This window comes from Streptomyces vilmorinianum, from assembly GCF_005517195.1.
GTDB lineage: Bacteria > Actinomycetota > Actinomycetes > Streptomycetales > Streptomycetaceae > Streptomyces > Streptomyces vilmorinianum.
Map to the genome: position 1 here is coordinate 1,593,531 of NZ_CP040244.1, position 18,523 is coordinate 1,612,053.

At 72.9% G+C, this 18,523-nt stretch carries 13 protein-coding genes and 1 pseudogene; 6 read left to right on the forward strand and 8 right to left on the reverse strand.

Annotated features, from left to right (window positions below; genetic code table 11):
* Positions 1-93 precede the first annotated feature (93 nt).
* Together FDM97_RS07425 and FDM97_RS07430 are read right to left on the reverse strand one after the other, a co-directional pair.
* Positions 94-519, reverse strand: a complete 426-nt coding sequence (locus tag FDM97_RS07425) for an ester cyclase (protein WP_137989459.1) — start codon at positions 517-519, stop codon at positions 94-96.
* A gap of 257 nt (positions 520-776) precedes the next feature.
* Complete coding sequence (locus tag FDM97_RS07430) at positions 777-2,654, reverse strand: vWA domain-containing protein (protein WP_175439055.1); 1,878 nt, start codon at positions 2,652-2,654, stop codon at positions 777-779.
* Between the two features lie 330 nt (positions 2,655-2,984).
* Here FDM97_RS07430 and FDM97_RS07435 point away from each other — a divergent pair.
* Positions 2,985-4,216, forward strand: a pseudogene (locus tag FDM97_RS07435) (cation:proton antiporter).
* A gap of 7 nt (positions 4,217-4,223) precedes the next feature.
* Complete coding sequence (locus FDM97_RS35700; protein WP_175439056.1) at positions 4,224-4,376, forward strand: hypothetical protein; 153 nt, start codon at positions 4,224-4,226, stop codon at positions 4,374-4,376.
* On the opposite strand, the gene FDM97_RS07440 is transcribed toward FDM97_RS35700, so the two are convergent.
* On the reverse strand, positions 4,363-5,595 hold the full coding sequence (locus tag FDM97_RS07440) for a PP2C family protein-serine/threonine phosphatase (RefSeq protein ID WP_137989461.1): 1,233 nt from the start codon (positions 5,593-5,595) through the stop codon (positions 4,363-4,365). The genes FDM97_RS35700 and FDM97_RS07440 overlap by 14 nt on opposite strands.
* 245 nt (positions 5,596-5,840) lie before the next feature.
* On the reverse strand, positions 5,841-6,257 hold the full coding sequence (locus tag FDM97_RS07445) for an organic hydroperoxide resistance protein (RefSeq protein WP_137989462.1): 417 nt from the start codon (positions 6,255-6,257) through the stop codon (positions 5,841-5,843).
* Positions 6,258-6,367: 110 nt separating this feature from the next.
* Between FDM97_RS07445 and FDM97_RS07450 the strand changes: the two genes are divergently transcribed.
* The 4 genes from FDM97_RS07450 to FDM97_RS07465 all read left to right on the forward strand — a co-directional run bounded on the left by FDM97_RS07450 (position 6,368) and on the right by FDM97_RS07465 (position 12,477).
* Complete coding sequence (locus tag FDM97_RS07450; RefSeq protein ID WP_137989463.1) at positions 6,368-6,856, forward strand: MarR family winged helix-turn-helix transcriptional regulator; 489 nt, start codon at positions 6,368-6,370, stop codon at positions 6,854-6,856.
* Between the two features lie 41 nt (positions 6,857-6,897).
* On the forward strand, positions 6,898-7,437 hold the full coding sequence (locus tag FDM97_RS07455) for a GNAT family N-acetyltransferase (protein WP_137989464.1): 540 nt from the start codon (positions 6,898-6,900) through the stop codon (positions 7,435-7,437).
* On the forward strand, positions 7,434-8,684 hold the full coding sequence (locus tag FDM97_RS07460) for an MFS transporter (RefSeq protein ID WP_137989465.1): 1,251 nt from the start codon (positions 7,434-7,436) through the stop codon (positions 8,682-8,684). The genes FDM97_RS07455 and FDM97_RS07460 overlap by 4 nt, the downstream gene beginning before the upstream one ends.
* A 124-nt stretch (positions 8,685-8,808) precedes the next feature.
* Positions 8,809-12,477, forward strand: a complete 3,669-nt coding sequence (locus FDM97_RS07465; protein WP_137989466.1) for a S8 family serine peptidase — start codon at positions 8,809-8,811, stop codon at positions 12,475-12,477.
* A 52-nt stretch (positions 12,478-12,529) separates the two neighbouring features.
* On the opposite strand, the gene FDM97_RS07470 is transcribed toward FDM97_RS07465, so the two are convergent.
* The 4 genes from FDM97_RS07470 to FDM97_RS07485 all read right to left on the reverse strand — a co-directional run bounded on the left by FDM97_RS07470 (position 12,530) and on the right by FDM97_RS07485 (position 18,503).
* Positions 12,530-14,200 carry a carboxyl transferase domain-containing protein gene (locus tag FDM97_RS07470; RefSeq protein WP_137989467.1) on the reverse strand — a complete coding sequence of 557 codons (1,671 nt, stop codon included), beginning with the start codon at positions 14,198-14,200 and terminating at the stop codon, positions 12,530-12,532.
* Complete coding sequence (locus tag FDM97_RS07475) at positions 14,193-15,671, reverse strand: acyl-CoA synthetase (RefSeq protein WP_137989468.1); 1,479 nt, start codon at positions 15,669-15,671, stop codon at positions 14,193-14,195. The genes FDM97_RS07470 and FDM97_RS07475 overlap by 8 nt, the downstream gene beginning before the upstream one ends.
* Before the next feature lie 60 nt (positions 15,672-15,731).
* Positions 15,732-16,916: a nitrate/nitrite transporter gene (locus FDM97_RS07480; RefSeq protein WP_137994706.1), complete on the reverse strand. Its 1,185-nt coding sequence runs from the start codon at positions 16,914-16,916 to the stop codon at positions 15,732-15,734.
* 105 nt (positions 16,917-17,021) lie between these two features.
* Positions 17,022-18,503 (reverse strand): sensor histidine kinase, encoded by a 1,482-nt coding sequence (locus tag FDM97_RS07485; protein ID WP_137994707.1) that lies wholly within the window; start codon positions 18,501-18,503, stop codon positions 17,022-17,024.
* Positions 18,504-18,523: the final 20 nt, after the last annotated feature.

Sequence of the window (18,523 nt, forward strand, 5' to 3'; positions counted from 1 at the left end):
GAGTGGGCAGGCCCAGGTGCCACGCGTTTCCGGGCCCCCGTCCGGGCCCCCGTCCGGGCCCATGCCTCGGCCCCCGGCCGGGTCAGCGGTGGATCAGGCCTCGGGCAGCAGGCCGAGTTGGTCCAGGAAGCCCATCTGATCGAAGTACAACCGGTAACTCACGATCCTGCCGTCCCGCACAGTCGCGAGGTCGGTCCCGCGAATGCTGACCTCCTTGCCCGTGGCCGGCAGCGTCTCGCCGGTGGGGAGCAGGATCGGGCCCGTGTTCCGGCCGCTGAAGACGCCCTCGTCGATCGCGGTGTCACCGATCTCGTACGTGTTCATGGGGGTGTACGAGCCCACCGGCACGGCGTCGGTCATCATGCGCCAGTACGCGACGATCGCCTCCCGTCCCCGTACCTCTCCCGCGTCCGGGGTGAAGGCGACGGCGTCCTCGGCGTAGAGATTGGCGACCGTGTCCAGGTCCGAATGGGTCACCGCCTCGGTGAGGCGGTCCATCACCGTGCGCGCCTCTCCCATGATCCACCTCCGTGGTCCGGTCTCCTCATTCTCTCATCGGGGAGCCGTGTCCGAGAGCCGACGGCCGCCCAGATGGGCCGAGGCCCGTCAACGCTCCCGCCCGCGCAGTGGTGCATCAAGAAGTGGACCGCCAAGAGGCCGTGTGAACCTTCGTGGGGCCTCCTCACCGAGGCCCGCGCCGCGGCCCGCCCGCACGGGTGAGTCAGACGTACGCCGGAGCGCTCAGCCTGGTCGTCCCACCCGCGCGAGCGCCGCTGTCAGGCCGCCCCGCGGCGCCTGAGGGCGTAGAAGGCGATGCCGCCGAGCAGGAGGACCCCGGCGCCGATACCGAACGGCAGCGCGAGCTTGCCCAAAGGCGAGTCATCGTCCTTCGCGGCAGCCGTTGTGCCGCCGGTCCCGCCCTGTTCGCCGTTCCCGTTCGCACCGGACTGCGAGGGGCCCTGGGCGGCGTTGTCACCGAAGAAGAACACCGGGCTGTTTCCGGAACCGGAACCAGAACCGGAACCGGAGCGCGGTGTGCCGGAGACGTCCACGGTCAGCGAGATCGGTACGACGATGCCCTTCGCCTTGTCGTTCGGCTCGGCGATCTGCGCCTGGATGTAGTACGTGCCGGGCACGTCGTACCCCTTGGAGGCGGAGCTGCTCGCGCCGCCCTTCTCCGTGATGTCCCAGGGCCCGCAGACACGCTCGATGTGCCCGGTCCGGCCGGCGAGGAGCTCGGTCACGCGGTGGTCCTCGTTGCACTGCGTCGACTCGCGCATGGCGTTGTAGATGGTGACGCCCCACCCGGTGACGACGGAGTTGGGGAAGTCGTCCGGGAGGTCCACGCCGGCCTTGACCGTCAGTTTCTGGCCCGCCTTCAGGTCCACCCGCCAGAAGGGGGCCTCACCGACGGCGATGGACTGCCGGTGGGTGCCCGGTCCGATCGGGGTGGCGCTGTTGAAGGAGAAGCCGCCCTCGGCGTCGGCCCCGGTACGGGTCTGCGGAGTCCGCGCGCCCGCCTGCTGGGTCGACTTGTCGGCGATGCCGACAAGGAGTTCGACGGGCATGGGCTTGTCGCCGGACTTCGTGATCTGGTTCTCGACCACGATGCAGCCGGTGTCGTCCGGCGCGGGCGACTCGTTGCCCGACCCTGTCTCGCTGCGGCCTCCGGTGGAGATGACGTTCGCCCACCCCATCGACTGGGAGAACTCCCGCAGCCATGCGTAGGGTTTGCCGTCGCCCGAGGTGCCCGCAGGGCCGGCCGCGACGGTGATGATGGAACCGCGCGAGTACCCCTCCTCGGCGACGGCGGTGGCGCTCACCTGGAGCCGCTGGTCCGGCCGCTTCTTGACCTTGTAGTAGAGGTCGCGTCCCCCGGTGAACTTGTCCAGGTACTGGCCGGGCGAGACCAGCGGAGCGTCCTGGCAGCCGCCCCGCGAGCCCTCGACCGGCTTGCCGGTGGCGTGGTACGTCCGCCACTCCTTGCGGAACAGGGTGCCCAGATTGGCGGTCAGCGAGTCGGCGTCGTCGGCGTCCGCGTACGACCCGTCGGTCACGTCGGCGATGCACTTCAGCTCCGCACGTGCCGACGAGGGCGTCCGGAACCCGACCACGTCCACGGCGAGGTCGATGCCCTGTGCCTTGAGTTCGCGGGCCACCTCGCACGGAGGTGGCGGTGCGCAGGTGTCCTCACCGTCCGAGACCAGGATGATGCGGCGCTTACCGCTCGTGCCGAGGTCCTTGGCGGCTTCGCGGAGCGAGACGCCGATCGGTGTGAACCCGACCGCCGTGAAGCCCGCGACCCGCTTCTTGGCCTCGGCACGCGCCGCCTGGTCCATCGCAGCGACCGGCAGGACCTGCTGCGTGTCGGCGCAGCCCTGTTTCTTGTCCTGCCCGGGATACGTGGCGCCGTAGACGCGCAGTCCCAGCGGGGCGTGCTCGGGGGCGGTGTCGATGATCCGGGTGACCGCCTGCTTGGCGGCGGCGAGGCGGGTCTGGCCGCCGGCGTCGTTCTCGTTCATCGACCCGGACAGGTCGAGAACCAGGTCGATTCGGGCAGGCTCCGGAGCCTCGGGTGCTGTGGGGGAGGCGCTCGCGGTCGCCGCCGGCGACAGGAGCGCGCCGAGCATCAGCACGGAAAAAGCGGCGAGCACGCGCCGTCGGCGTGGTCTCGGATACATGAAGGCGATCTCCAGGAGGTTTGTCTGTCGGGCCCCTTGGCGCGTGCCGGTCAGGGAGCGGGCGTTCGGGGACGGTGGGACGTGTTCTCGGACCGGGCACCAGCTGAGCGTCGTGCAGGCCGGACCTTCGGACCCCGCGGGGCCTGGCGGTCCGAACCGCTTTGCTGAGCAACGGTTTTGTGTGCGGTGCCGAACCCGATTCATTCGACGATGAGCAGATGCGAATGGTTCCACGAACCCGCCGGACGTCATAGATCCAGCGCCTTTGGAGCGGTGGGGCGGGGGAGTCGTTTCGATCGCAACCTGATCGAGTCGGAGTTCGGTGCGATCATCCTCGGCCTCGGCCTCGGCCTGCTCGGCCGTATCGCCGGGCGGCTGAGGTTCTCCCCCATCCCCTCTACCTCCTCGCAGGTCTCGCCTTCGGTGAAGGCGGGCTGCTGCCGCTGGGCGCCAGCGAGGAGTTCGTGGCGATCGGCGCCGAGATCGGCGTCATCCTGCTCCTGTTGAGGCTCGGTCTGGAATACACCGCCGCCGACCTGGTCACCAACCTCAAGACCCAGTACCCCGCCGGGCTCGTGGACGCCGCCCTCAACGCGCTTCCGGGTGCGGCGATGGCGTTGCTGCTGGGGTGGGGGCCCGTCGCCGCGGTCGTTCTCGCCGGCGTCACGTGGATCTCGTCGTCCGGCGTCATCGCCAAGGTGATGGGTGACCTGGGCCGCCTCGGCAACCGCGAGACACCGGTCGTGCTGAGCATCCTGGTGCTCGAGGACCTGGCGATGGCCTTGTTCCTGCCGATCATCACCGCCCTGCTCGCCGGAGTCGGCCTCGCGGCAGGCAGTGTCACCCTGGCCGTCGCACTCGGCGCCGCGGGCGTGGTGCTGTTCCTCGCGCTGCGGTACGGCCGGGTCATCTCCCGCTTCGTCTCCAGCGACGACCCCGAGAAGCTGCTCCTGGTCGTCCTCGGCCTGACCCTGCTCGTCGCCGGCATCGCCCAGCAGCTCCAGGTCTCCGCCGCCGTCGGCGCGTTCCTCGTCGGTATCGCCCTGTCCGGTGAGGTCGCCGAGGGGGCACACAACCTGCTGAGCCCGCTGCGGGACCTGTTCGCAGCCGTCTTCTTCGTCTTCTTCGGCCTGCACACCGACCCCGCCAGCATCCCGCCCGTCATCCTCCCCGCCCTCGCCCTGGCCGTCGTGACGGCCGCCACGAAGATCGCCACCGGCTACTGGGCCGCCAAGCGTGCCGGGATCTCCGCCAGGGGCCGCTGGCGCGCGGGTGGCACGCTGGTGGCGCGCGGCGAGTTCTCCATCGTCATCGCGGGACGCGCCGTCACCGCGGGCATCGAGCCGTCTCTCGGACCGCTCGCCACGGCGTACGTTCTGGTTCTCGTCGTACTCGGCCCGCTCACCGCCCGCTACACCGAGCCCATCGCCACCCGGCTCGGTGCCCGAATCGGCCGCACCAGCGCGGACTCGGTCGCGCCGCCGAAGGAGGAGATGCTCGATCCGGTCGAGGACGGCACGGCCGGCCGGGCCTGATCAACGCATGACCGAGGACACCTCGGTGGCGCTCACGGACCGCGACACCGTACCGTCCCTCGCCCCTTCGGCGATCTGCCCCGGCGGTTCGGTCGGCCGTCACCATCCACGACCAGCCGGCGGTCTGTCCGGCGAGGGCGGACGGGTCACAGGCGGATGATGACCAGCGCCGTGTCGTCGGTGTTGCCGGCCGGTGGGAGGAGGTCGGCCAGGAGTGCGTCGGCCAGGGCTTCGGGGTCGGCTTGCCCGTGGCGGACGAGGGAGTCGGCGAGGCGGTCCAGGCCGGCGTCGATGTCCTCGTCGCGGCGTTCGATCAGGCCGTCGGAGTAGAGGACCAGGGTGGCGCCCTCGGCGAAGGCCGTACCGGCCTGTGGCCGCGGGACGTGCTCGGGGCGCGCGCCGAGAGGCGGGTCGGTCGCCTGGTCGAGGAAGGTCACGGTGCCGTCGGGGTGGAGCAGGGCGGGTGGTGGGTGGCCCGCGCTGCTGTACGTGAGGGTGTGGGTGTCCCAGTCGATGTACGTCTTCACCACCGTGGTCGCCTCGGCTCCGTCGACATGACGGGCATACAGCCCGAGCGCGTCCAGGGCCCGGGCCGGGCCGTCGGCGACGCGAGCGGCCGCGCTCAGGGCGCTGCGCAGCTGCCCCATCGCGCAGGCGGCTCCCAGGCCGTGGCCGACCACATCACCCACGGCGACCGCGATGCGGTCCCCGGGCAGGTCGACCAGGTCGTACCAGTCTCCGCACACGTTCAGGGCGCCCACCGCGGGCCGGTAGCGCACGGCTGCCCGGTGGTGCCCGATGGGCGTCGGCGGGGGCAGCATCGCGGCCTGCAGGGCCAGGGCGACCTCGCGCTCGCGCGCATGGGCGCGGCGCAGACGTTCGTTGACTTCCTGCAGTTCGCGGGCGCGGGTGTAGAGCTCGGCCTCCAGCACGTGGGCCCGGCTGCTGTCGCTGCCCGTGCCGCCACGGGCGCGGATGAGTTCGGTGACCTCCTCCACCCGGTGCACGATCAGCACCACCCGCCCGTCGGGGCCCAGCACGGGTGCGTTGACCGGGCTCCAGAAGTGCTCCACCCAGTGTCCGGGCCTCTCGCGGTCCTCGATGTCGTAGCGCAGCAGGGCCATGGTGTCGCGCTCGCCCGTGGCCACCACGCGCAGCATCGACGCTCGGGTCTCCCGCATGCCGGCCGCCGCCGGGTCGTTGGGGTTCTCGGGGAACACGTCGAAGATGTAGCGGCCCAGCAGCTGCTCCCGGGAGCGCCCGGCCAGTCGGAGGAAGTCCTCGTTGGCGTCGGCGTACACCAGGTCGGGGGTGAGGAGCGCCACCATGCCGGGCAGGGCGTGGAAGACCGCCGCGTAGTCGATCTTCTGTTTCCCCATGTGCTGCCCACCTCGGCGCCGACCGTCACTGTGCTGCGGTTCCACGATAGGAGTGGACGCGCCCACGGAGCCGTCCCACTACTCCTCGCGGGTCGAGCGGTGCTACGCAACGTCACGGCGGCCAGGGATCGACCCCGGGCAGGTTTCCACCTGTGTGGCCACCGCAACGCCCCCGGCGTACGTACGACACGTACGTCACGCCGGGGGCATTCTCGTGCCGTCGCCCGGACGGCCGATTCTCGTGGTTACTCGATGACGAGCTCGACGTGGATGTTGCCCCGCGTGGCCTTGGAGTAGGGGCAGTACGCGTGGGTCTTCTCGAGGAGCTCGCGGCCCGGCTCGCCCTGGAGGTGGTCGGGGAGCTCGGCGCGCATGACGACCGCGAGGCCGAAGCCGCCGTCCTTCTCGTCCTTGCCGATGGAGACCTCGGCGGTGATCGAGACGTCCGAGACGTCGATCTTCTCCTGGCGGGCCACCGCGCCCATGGCGCTGGCGAAGCAGGAGGCGTAGCCGGCCGCGAAGAGCTGCTCCGGGTTCGTGCCCTGGCCGTTGCCGCCGAGGGCCTGCGGGTGGGCGAGCGGGAGGTCGATGTGGCCGTCGGAGCTGACGGCGCGGCCCTCGCGGCCGTTGGCGGTGGCGACAGCGGTGTAGAGCGCGTTCATGGGGGTCCTCGTCTTCCGGGTCTCGGTCGGGGTGCGGTTATGAAGGTAGCGTGCAATTCAGTTGTGCACAACTCAATGGCTCGCGATGAGCTGTCCCGTACCCTGAAGCCATGGACACGCTCGGCAAGGTCAGGGACGAGGACTTCCTCCGGCTCGACCACCAGATCTGCTTCTCGCTGCACGCCGCCACCCGCGCCTTCAACGGCGTCTACCGCGCGGCGCTCAAGGAGCTCGGGCTCACCTATCCGCAGTACCTCGTCATGCTGGTGCTCTGGGAGCACGGCGAGCTGCCCGTGAAGGGGATCGGGGAGCGGCTGAGGCTGGACTCGGGCACGCTGTCGCCGCTGCTCAAGCGGCTGGAGGCGGCCGGGTACGTGGAGCGGCGGCGCAGCCCCGAGGACGAGCGCTCCGTCACCGTACGCGTCACCGGCTCCGGGGCCGCGCTGCGCGAGAAGGCCCTCGGTGTGCCGCGCCGGATCGCCGCCGCGACCGGGCTCGACCTGTCGGAGATCCGCGAGCTGCGGGACCTGCTCCACGGGCTCGCCGCCCGCCTCGACGCCGTCGACCCGGACGAGCTGACCGGCTGCCTCGACGCATAAATGTAAGGAGCCGTCCAGGAATGCGCTCCTATACTCGCCCCATGGTCGACATCACACTCCGGCGGGCCACCGCCGAGGACTCCAAGCGGCTCACCCGCCTCGTCCGGACCTCCTCCGCCTACGCCGGGGAGTACGCCGCCATGGTCTCCGGGTACCAGGTGGGCGGCTCGTACATCGAGCACCATCCCGTCTATGTCGCCGTCGACCAGGACGATCGCGTCCTCGGCTTCTACGCCCTCCTCCTCGACGAGGCCGAGCTCGACCTCGCCTTCGTCTCCGACGAGGCCCAAGGGCGCGGGATCGGGCGGCTGCTGATGGAGCACATGGTCGCCGAGGGCCGGGCCGCCGGACTCACCTCCATACGCGTCGTCGCGCACCCGCCCGCCGAGGAGTTCTACCTGCGCACCGGCGCCCGCCGCACCGGCACGATCCACCCCACGGGCGGCATCCACTGGGCCCGGCCCGAGCTCCGGTTCGACCTGACCGCCGCCGCCGACGCCGCCGACGCCGACGCCGACGCCGCCGACGCCGACGCCGCCGCCGCCGACGCCCCCGCCGCCGCTGACGCAGACGCCGCATGACGCAGACGCAGAACCCGGCCCCGCGCCGGGTCTTCGCCGACCTCACCCCGCTCAGGACCTCCCCCCACTACCGCCGCCTCTGGTTCGGCAACACCGTCTCCTGGGTCGGCCAGGGCATGACCGCGCTCGCGGTCTCGCTCCAGGTGTACGAGATCACCCGCTCGCCGTTCTCCGTCGGGCTCGTCGGGCTCTTCTCGCTCGTCCCCCTGATCGTCTTCGGCCTGTACGGCGGCGCCATCGCGGACACCGTCGACCGCCGCAAGCTCGGACTCGCCAGCGCCACCGGCTCCGCCGTGCTCTCCGCCGCCCTCGCCACGGCCGCGTTCGCCGGCTTCCACCGGGTCTGGTTCCTGTACGCGATCGTGGCCCTGCAGTCCGTCTGCGGCGCGCTCAACTCGCCCGCCCGCACCTCGATGATCCCCCGGCTCCTGCCGCCCGAGCAGCTGCGCGCCGCCAACGCGCTCAACTCCATGACCATGACCTTCGGGACGCTCGTCGGGCCGAGCCTCGGTGGCCTGATCGTCGGCGTGGCCGGCTACCAGACCGCGTACCTCGTCGACGCGATCGCCTTCTCCGCCGCCCTCTACGCGATGTGGCGGCTGCCCGCGATGCTCCCGGAGAGGAGCGGCGCCAAGCGCGCCTCCGTCCTCGACGGGCTGCGCTTCCTCGCCACCCGGCCCAACCTCCGTATGACGTTCTTCTCGGACTTCTGCGCGATGATCCTCGCCCACCCGCGCGCGCTGTTCCCGGTCGTCGCCGTCCTCTGGTACGACGGCGACGCCCGCACCACCGGACTGCTCGCCGCCGCCCCGGCGGCCGGAGCGCTCCTCGGCGGAGTGCTCAGCGGCTGGCAGGGGCGCATCCGCCACCACGGGCAGGCGATCCTGCTCGCCGTCGCCTGCTGGGGCACCGCGATCGCCGTCTTCGGACTCACCCGCAACCTCTGGCTCGGGCTGCTCCTGCTCGCCCTCGCCGGCTACTCCGACACCGTCTCCATGATCTTCCGCAACACGATGATGCAGGTCGCGGCCCCGGACGAGATGCGCGGCCGGCTCCAGGGCGTCTTCATCGTGGTCGTCGCGGGCGGGCCGCGGCTCGGCGACTTCCTCGCCGGTTCGGTCGCCGATCTGACCTCACCGGCCGTCGCCATCACCGGCGGCGGTATCGCCTGTGTCCTCGCCGTCGGTCTGCTCGCGCTGTACGGGCGTGGCTTCCGCCGGTACGACGCCCTCAAGCCCACGGCCTGAACTGGCGGTTGGCCGCCACGGCACATAGCCGCCAAGCAGTTCTGTACTCAACTACCGGCGTTCGGAACAGACTCCTCGCGACACCCGGAACCACCCCTTTCCCCGGGTGTCGAGGAGTGCGTCGATGATCAGACCTTCCGCAGGAGGAAGGGCCGGCCTGCTCGCCGCGGGCCTCTCCCTGGTGCTGCTCACGGCAGGGCAGACCGCCGCCGCCGGGGCGGCCACGGCCACGGCCACGGCCACCGTGCCGGACACCTTCACAGGAGCCGCGCCGAGCGCCACCGTCACGCTCGTCACCGGCGACCGGGTCACCGTCACCGAACTCGACGGCGGCAAGAAGACCGTCACCGTCGAGCGGGCCAAGGGCGCCACCGGAGCCGTACGCAGCGAGATCGTGAACGGCCGGGTCACCGTCGTCCCCGACGAGGCCCGCCCCTACCTCGACTCCGGCGTCCTCGACCGGCGTCTCTTCGACGTCAGCGGCCTCATCGAGCAGGGCCTCACCGGCGAACTGCCGCTCATCGTCACGTACGGCAAGGGCGCCCGCGCCGCCGCGCCGCGCGGCACCGAGACCGTCCGCGCCCTGCCCAGCATCGGCGGCGCGGCGGTGGAGGCGACCGACCCGGCCGCGTTCTGGCGGGCGTTCACCTCGCCCGCCACCCGTTCCGCCGGCGGCAAGGTCTGGCTGGACGGCCGGGTCGAGGCCACCATGGCCCAGTCCAACACCCAGATAGGCACCCCGAAGGCGTGGGAGGCCGGACTCACCGGCAAGGGCGTCAAGGTCGCCGTCCTCGACACCGGGGCCGACCTCTCCCACCCCGACCTGGCCGGCCGGGTCGCCGAGTCCAAGAGCTTCATCGAGGGCCAGGAGGTCGCCGACCGCAACGGCCACGGCACCCACGTCTCCTCGACCGTCGGCGGCAGCGGCGCCGGTTCGGACGGGCTGGAGAAGGGCGTCGCACCCGGCGTCACGCTCGCCGTCGGCAAGGTCCTCAGCAACGAGGGCTACGGCAGCGAGTCGGAGATCATCGCCGGCATGGAGTGGGCCGCCAAGGACATCGACGCGAAGATCGTCTCGATGAGCCTCGGTTCGAGCGAGGGCAGTGACGGCACCGACCCGATGGCCCAGGCGGTGAACGCTCTCAGCGCCGAGACCGGCGCGCTGTTCGTCATCGCCGCCGGCAACTCCGGCGCCCCCGGCTCCATCGGCTCTCCCGGCGCGGCGGACTCCGCGCTGACCATCGGCGCCGTCGACTCCGCCGACGAGGCCGCCTACTTCACCAGCCAGGGACCCCGCTACCGCGACCAGGCGCTCAAGCCCGACCTGTCCGCGCCGGGCGTCTCCATCCTCGCCGCCCGCTCCCAACTGGTCTCGGGCAGCGGCCTCTACACCTCGATGAGCGGTACGTCGATGGCGACCCCGCACGTCGCCGGCGTCGCCGCGCTCCTGGCCGAGAAGCACCCCGACTGGACCGGCGCCCAGCTCAAGAGCGCCCTGATGTCCACGTCCAAGGTCCTCGACGCCTCCGCCTACGCGCTCGGCGCCGGCCGGGTCGACGTCGGCGCCGCGATCGCCGCGAACGTCACCGCCACCGGCTCCGCCGACCTCGGCTTCTTCTCCTGGCCGTACGAGGCGAACAAGCCGGTCACGCGGACCGTCACGTACACCAACTCCTCGGACACGGCGGTGGAGTTGAACCTCGCCGTCGAGGGCATGCCGGCGGGCGTCGCGACCCTCGCCGACGCGACGCTGACCGTCCCGGCGCACGGCACCGCGCAGACCACCGTCACCGGCGACGGCGCCGCCGCCCCGGTCGGCACCTCGTCCGGCCGGATCACCGCCACGGCCGCGGGCACCCCGGTCGCGCACACCGCGCTCGGCCTGGTCAAGGAGGAGGAGCGCTACACCCTCACGATCCACGTCAAGGACCGTGACGGCGCCCCCACCCCCGCCTACCTCGGCCTCACGAGGCTCGCCCAGGACGAGCAGGCGTTCCCGGCGACCGTCGGCGAGTCCGGCACGCTCGAACTGCGCCTGAAGCCCGGCACGTACACCGTCTCCTCCTGGCTCGACGTGCGCGGCTCCCACGGAAAGGACTCCCTCGGTCTCGGCCTCCTCACCGATCCCGAGATCGTCCTCGACCGCGACCGTGAGATCACCCTCGACGGACGCCGGCTGAAGGAGATCCGGGCCGAGGTCGACAAGCGGACCGAGACCCGTCAGCTGGTCATGGAGTTCGACCGGGACGCGAACGGAGGCTCCTACGGCGGCGCGGTCATCGTGCCCGTGGCGTACGACTCCGTCTTCGCCGCGCCCACCCGCAAGCCCGCCACCGGCACCTTCGAGTACCGCACGGTCTGGCGGCTCGGCAAGCCCCGCCTGGAGGCGAGCGCGGGCGGCGCCCGGCTCTCCGGCGCCCTCCCGCAGCCCGGAACGGGCACCTTCGAGGGCCGGTCGCGGCTCGGACTCGTCGACGTGGGCACCGGAACACCCGCCGAGTACGCGGGCAAGGACGTGAAGGGCAAGGCCGTCCTGGTCCGGGCCGGAGCGCTGACGCCGGTCCGGATCGCGCAGACGGCCCAGGACGCGGGGGCCGCCCTCCTGTTCGTCACGGACGCCGCGGCCGGCCGGCTCAACACCTGGTTCGGGACCGAGGAGTACGAGGACCGGCCGCTGACCGTCGCCACCGTCGACGCCGCCGACGGCGCCCGGCTGGCCTCGGCCGCCGCGGGCGGGCACCTCGTCGACGTGACCGGCACGCCGTACACGCCGTACGTCTACGACCTCTCCGAGGGACACCCCGGCGCGATCCCGACGGACCTGGTCTACCGCCCCGACGGCGACGAACTCGCCACCGTACGCTCCAGGTTCCACATGCCCACGGGTCGCGAGGAGATCGGCGGCGAGTTCCGCTACTCGATCACCGACACCTTCCCCGTCGGCTTCGGCTTCAAGGAGTGGATCGCGTTCCCGGCCGAGCGCACCGAGTACGTCTCCACCGGCAAGGGCCAGGGATGGCACGAGTCGGTCGACCTCGGGGACTCTCTGGAGGAGCGGGGCGGGATCGTCTCGTACCGGGGCGGCAGCGGTACGACGCTCGACTGGTTCAAGCCGGTCTGGCACCCGTGGCTGGGCACCGGGCTCGGCTGGGGACAGCAGCGGGCCGGGAACCAGCTGCGGTTCAACACCCCAGGCTGGGGCGACTCCGGTCCCGACCACACCGGCTTCGGCAACGTGTGGGGCGACGACTCGATGACCCAGTTCACCGAGGTGTACGTCAACGGGACGCGGGTCGACCGGAGGATGAGCTCCGGCGCGTACGCCTGGAACGCCCCGGCCGAGGAGGCGGAGTTCAAGGTCGTCACCGACACGACGCTCGACCCGGCGCGCTGGCGGCTCTCCTCGCGCGGCCACGCCGAGTGGACGTTCCGGTCGAAGGAGACGCCGCAGGACCGCGACACCTTCCTTCCGCTGATCAACCTCGGCTTCGACGTCGACACCGACCTGAGGGGCGATGTGCGCGGCGGCGGCCGGGTGCCGGTCGCGCTCTTCGCGGAGTACGTGAAGGGCGCCGCCGGCACGGGAACGATCGGCGGTGGTTCCCTTGAGGTCTCGTACGACGAGGGCGCGACCTGGCAGCGGGTGGCCCTGCGGTCCACCGCGGGCGGCGCCTGGACGGGTGAGCTGCGGGTACCGGACGGCGCGGCGTTCGTGTCCCTGCGGGCCGGGGCGTCCGACGACCGGGGCGGCTCCGTGAAGCAGGAGATCATCCGGGCGGTGGGGGTGAAGTAGGGGGAGGGAGGCCCGGTACGGCGTGCGTCGCCGTGCCGGGCCTCTCGCGCGCTTACGCGTCGCGGGTCACGATCCCCCGGACGACACCCAGGTCCACCAGGTCCTGCGGGCGCAGCCGGAGCTGGTCGGCGGTGACCGGGGCCTGGTCGGGGGTCCTCTTGAGGATGGCCGCGGCGAGTTCGGGCGCGATGACGGAGAAGTAACCGTCGGGCGTGGCCCAGGTGTTGCCGGGCGCGGCCAGCGCGAGCGCCCCGCCGGAGCCGCCCTCGCCGATCAGGAGCGAGGTCACCGGGACCCGGGCCCCGGCGATCGCCGCGAACGCGTCCGCGATCGCCGGGCCCGCCCCGGCCCGCTCGGCCTCGGCGTCGTTGGCGGCGCCGGGGGTGTCGATGAGGGTGAGCACGGGGATCCCGAGCCGGTCCGCGAGCCGCACGAGCCGGGCCACGGTCCGATACCCCGCGGGCCGGGTCGGGGACCCGTCCTGCGCGGCGTACGCGACGACCCGGCCGGCGTGGATCCCGAACCCGCACTCCACCCCCGGATCCACACCCCCGACCCGGTCCCCACGGATCGCCGCGCGCTCCCCGAAGTACGCCTCCAGATACGCCCCGGCCCGCGGCCGCCGCGCATCCCGCGCCCGCGAGACGGCCGCCCACCCCGTCCCGGGCGGGGGAACCTCGGCGAGAGCACGGGGCGGGGGAGCGGGCGCGGGTACGGAGCCTGGCTTGGGCCCGGCGTCCGGGTAACCCCACCCGGAACCGGGGGCGCCGGGATCTGCCTCGGGCCCTGCCGGGCCCTGCCCGGGGTCGGCGGCTGTGCCCGCCGTGTCGCCCGGGCGTGCGCCGGATTGTGAGGGCGAGGCCGAGGCCGCAGCCTCGGGCTCGTTGCCCCGCCGGGCGGCGGGTGCCGCCGGGCCCCCGGCCCCGGGAGCGGCCTCGGCCCCGGCCTCGGGGCCTGCCGGGCCCCGGACCGGGCTGCCGTCCGTGCCCGTGAGGAGGCGCAGCCACAGTGCCAGCACGCCCCGCAGGGCCTCCGGTGGGACGAGGGCGTCCACGTGGCCGTGGTCCCATTGGTCCTCGGCCGTGTACGCGGTCGGGTCCGCGTGCGGAGGGCGGACGCGGGAGCCTGCGAAGGCCACTTGGGCGGAGGGGAGGGCGAGGATCACGTCCGCGCCCGCGCCGACCGTCGCCCAGCCGCCGCCCGTGGACGGGTCGCGCAGGACCGTGACATGCGGGACGCCCGCCTCCCGTAGCCGTACCGTCTCGGCGGCGACGCGCTGCAGCTGGGTCAGGGCGATCATGCCCTCCTGCATCCGGCTGCCGCCCGTCGCCACCAGCGAGACCAGCGGAATCCGCCGCTCGGCCGCCGTGCGGTACGCGGCGACGAGCCGGTCCCCGGCCGCCTGCCCCAGCGAGCCGCCCAGGAAGCCGAACTCGAAGGCGACGAGCACGCAGGCCCGGCCACCCACCGTCGCCGTGCCGTGCACGACCGACTCCTCCTCGCCGGTGCGTTCGGCGGCGCGGGCGCGCGCCGCGTCGTAACCCGGCCAGCCGAGCGGCCCGTCCGGCGCCGCGACCGCGTCGTCCTCCGGAGTCCACTCGCCCGCCGCGACGGGCTCGTCCTCCGGAACCCACTCCTCCGCCGGGGCCCGCCGCGTCAGCGCCGGTGCGAAGTCGTCCGTCACCAGGGCGATCACGTCCCGGGCCGCGAGCCGCTCAGTCATGGAGTGCCTTCTTCATCAGCTTGCCCATGTCGTTACGGGGCAGCGCCTCCCGGTAGCGCACCACCCGCGGCCGCTTGTGCGGGGCGAGCAGGCGCGCGACATGGTCGGCCAGCTCCTCCGCCACCGGCGGCTTCTCCGTGTCCACCGGCACCACCCACGCCACGATCCGCTCCCCGAGATCCGGGTCCGGCTCGCCCGTCACCGCCACCTCCCGCACCTCCGGGTGGTCGAGGAGCGCGTTCTCTATCTCGCCCGCGCCGATCTTGTAGCCCCCGCTCTTGATCAGGTCCGTCGCCTTGCGTCCCACGAGCCGGACGGATCCGTCCGGCTCCCGGACCGCCATGTCCCCGGTCCGGAACCACTCCCCGTCGAAGGCCGCGGCGGTCGCGTCCGGCCGGTTCAGATACGCGGTGAACAGGTTCGGGCCCCTGACCTGGATCTCGCCGACGCTCTCCCCGTCGTACGCCTCGATCTCCGTGCCGTCCTCCTCCACCAGGCGCAGCTCCACGCCCCGCAGGGGCAGCCCGACCGACCCGGGGCGCGGCCCGGAGCCCACCCGCACGGAAGCGGGGGTCTGGGGGGTCGCCCCCACAGAGCACAGCATGAGCGTCTCGGTCATCCCGTACCGCTCGATCACCGTCCGGCCCGTCGCCGCCGTGATCCGCTCGTGGTCGTGCACCGGCAGCGCCGCCGAGCCGGAGACGAGGAGCCGCGCCCCGGCCAGCGCCCGTACCAGCGCCGGGTCCTCGCCCACCGCGTCGGCGATCCGGTGGTACATCGTCGGTACGCCGAACAGCATCGTGCCGCCACCCGCACCCAGCTCCCGCACCACGCCCGCGACGGAGAACGCCCCCAGATGCCGCACCGAGCCGCCCCGCCGCAGCGGGCCGAGGATCCCCAGGACGAGCCCGTGGACGTGGAACAGCGGCAGGGCGTGGACGAGAACGTCGTCCGCCGTCCACGCCCAGGCCTCCTCCAGCGCGTCGAGGGACGCGGCCACCGCGCGCCGGGAGAGGACGACGCCCTTGGGCGGTCCCGTGGTGCCCGATGTGTAGACGATCAGGGCGGCGGACTCGGGGTCCGCCGACTCGACGACCGCCGCGCCCCGCGCCCGTACGTCCACGTCGACCCGGGGGAGTCCCGAAAGCCCCGCGGGCAGCTCGTCCGCCGCGCCCGCGAGGACCGCGCCCGGCGCACTGTCGCCGAGGATGTGCGCCAGCTCCCGCTCGCCCGTACGGGGGTTGAGCGGGACGGCCGGCACCCCGGCGAGCAGGGCCGCCACCACGGCGACCGCCGTCCGGGCGGTCGGCGTCGCCCAGACCGCCACCCGGCCCGTGCCGTCGATCCGCGCGGCCAGGGCGCCCGCCGCGGCGGCGAGTTCGCCGTACGTCAGCGTCTCGGTGCCGAAGCGAAGGGCGGGACGCTCCAGCCGGTCCGATCCGGCCGCCAGGGCCGGGAACAGCGTGCTCAACGGTCGTCCTCCTCGCGTCGGTCCATGACTGGAGGCATTCTTCCCACCTGTCAGGGGGAGTCAGGGGCGGCCTGCTGCGACCTTGCTCACCTCCCGGTCCCCGTTCTCCTCGGCGGGCCCGATCGTCCGCATCCGGCCGTAGGCGTACACACACCCCGCGAGCGTCAGGTCGGACAGGAGCATGAAGCCGATCGAGTACGAGTCCTTCGCGCTGTAGATCGCGCCCATCACCAGCGGCGGCACGAATCCGCCGAGCCCGCCCATCGCCCCGACGATCCCGGTCACGCTGCCGACCTGACGCTGTGGGGTGACCTGCGAGACGAGGGCGAAGACGGAGCCGCTCGCGGTGCCGAGGCCGGCCGCCATACAGAGCAGCGCGATCGTTCCGCCCGGGTTCAGAGGCGGGTCGAAGGCCTGGACGATGGCGAGGAGCGCGACGAGACCGAGCGCGGCGGCGGTGACGAGCGCCGGGTGGATCCGGTCCGAGAGCCAGCCGCCGATCGGCCGGAAGACGACCGTGGCGACGGCGAACCCTGCGGCCTTGGCGCCGGCGTCGGTCGGATCGAGTGCGTACCAGGTCTTCAGGTACGTCGGCAGATACACGCCGAACGCGACGATTCCGCCGAAGCCGATCGCGTACAGCGCCGCCAGCTCCCAGGTCACGCGCAGCCGCCCCGCCGAGCCGAGCCGGCTCACGAGCGACGCGGTGGGCACGGGCCGGTCGGGCCGGTCGGTGACGAGGAGCGCGGCGAGGACCGCGTACACGGTCAGCGCGCCGGCGACCACGAGGAACGGCAGGTTCTCGCCGTGCTCGGCGATGCGCGGGGTGAAGTAGCCGGAGAGCGCCACCCCGCCCATGCCCATCCCGAAGACTCCGAGCGCGAAGCCTCGCTCGGAGGGCGGGAACCAGGAGTTGACGAGGGGGATGCCGATGGCGAACGTGGTGCCTCCGAGGCCGAGGAGAAAGCCGACGGCGAGCATCGCCGGATAGCTGTCCTTGACGACGACCAGCAGCAGCACGGGCACGATCGTGAGCGCGGAGACGAGCGGGAACATCCGTCTCGCGCCATAGCGGTCGGTGAGGGCGCCGACCGGGATCCGTCCGACCGATCCGACCAGGACGGGGACCGCGACGAGGAGCGACTGCTGGACGGAGCTGAGCTCCAGCCGGTCACCGTACGAGGGGGCCAGCGGCGAGATCAGGTTCCACGCCCAGAACGTGAGTGTGAAGCCGACCGTGGCCATCGCCAGATTGCGGTAGGCGGCGGCGGGGGGCTTGGCGTCGGTGTCCACCCCACCAGTCAAGATCCGTGCGCGGGGCGCTGCGCGCGGTACTGGGCCGTACGGGGCCTACGGCCAGCGCACGGTCGTGGGCGGCCGGCCGTCGTCCGTCACCTGGAGACGCGGGCCCTCACCGGTCGCCGCCACCTGGACCGTGATCGCCGTGACGCCCGCCCGGCGGTGGGCCGCCGCCAGCGCGCCGCGCAGGGCGGCCAGGAGCCGGTCGGCGTCGGCGCCGTCGATCAGCGCGTCGACCGCGCCGGAGAAGTGGACCGAGGGCTGGAAGCCCAGCAGCGCCGCCGCGCCGGCCGTCTCGCGCAGCACCCGCCCCCGGAAGGAGGCCGGCGCGTCCGCGGGCGGCTGCTGGAGGGCGAAGATGGCCGTCCGTACCTCCTGGATCGTGGAGTCCAGCTCGTCCACCGCCCGCCCGAGCAGCGCGTTCTCGTCGGACGGGTCCTCGGCCCGCCGCCGGGTCGACTCCAGCATCATCTCGGTGGCGAAGAGCCGCTGGACGACGAGGTCGTGCAGATCACGCGCGATCCGGTCGCGGTCCTCGTACACCGCCAGCCGCTCCCGGTCGTGCCGCGCGTCCGCGAGGACCAGGGCGAGCGCCGCCTGGGAGGCGAACTGCGAGGCGAGTAGCCGGTCCACCGCCGTGTACGGGCGCCCGCCGCGCCGCCGGGGGAGGGCGAGGGTGCCGATGAGCTGACCGCCGCTCTGCAGCGGCAGCATCATCGAGGGCCCGAACCGTGACCTCACAGGGGTCGTCATCCGCGGATCGGTGGCCGAGTCCTCGACGAAGACCGGTTGCCCGCCGAGCAGTTGCTCCAGGACGGGCGATCCCGGCGCGATCGTCGTGCCGACGAGGTCGCCCGGGTCGTCCACCGTCGAGGCCGCCACGATCTCCATCCCGCCCTCCGGGGTGGGCTGCAGGACGACCCCGGCCGAGGCGTCGGCGAGCAGCCGCGCCCGCTCGGCGACCGTCATCAGCGCGTCGGCCGCCGGCTCTCCGGTGAGCAGGGCCGTCGTGACCGCCGCCGCGCCCTCGATCCAGCGCTCGCGCTGCCGGGCCGTCTCGTACAGCCGGGCGTTGCCGATGGCGATCCCGGCCTGCGAGGCGAGGACGCGCAGCAGGGCCTCGTCCTCCTCGGTGAACGGGCCGCCGTGCTTCTCGGTGAGGTACAGGTTGCCGAACACCTCGGTGTGGACGCGGATCGGGACGCCGAGGAAGGAGCGCATCGGGGGATGGCCCTCCGGGACCCCGCCGGAGCGCGGATCGGCCGTCAGGTCGTCGAGCCGCAGTGGCCGCGGGTCCCGGACGAGGACGCCGAGGAGCCCGGTGCGGCCGTCGGGGAGGCGGGGGATCCGCTGCCGCTCGGCCTCGGTCATCCCGGCGGTGAACAGCTCGGTGAGCCGGTGGCGCTCGGGGTCGACGACCCCGAGCGCCCCGTAGCGGGCCCCGGTCAGTTCGGCCGCGGAGTCCACGATGTGCTGGAGCGTGGTCCGCAGTTCGAGGTCGGTGCCGACGCTCAGGACCGCTTCGAGCAGCATCGGCAGGCGCGGAGCCGGGT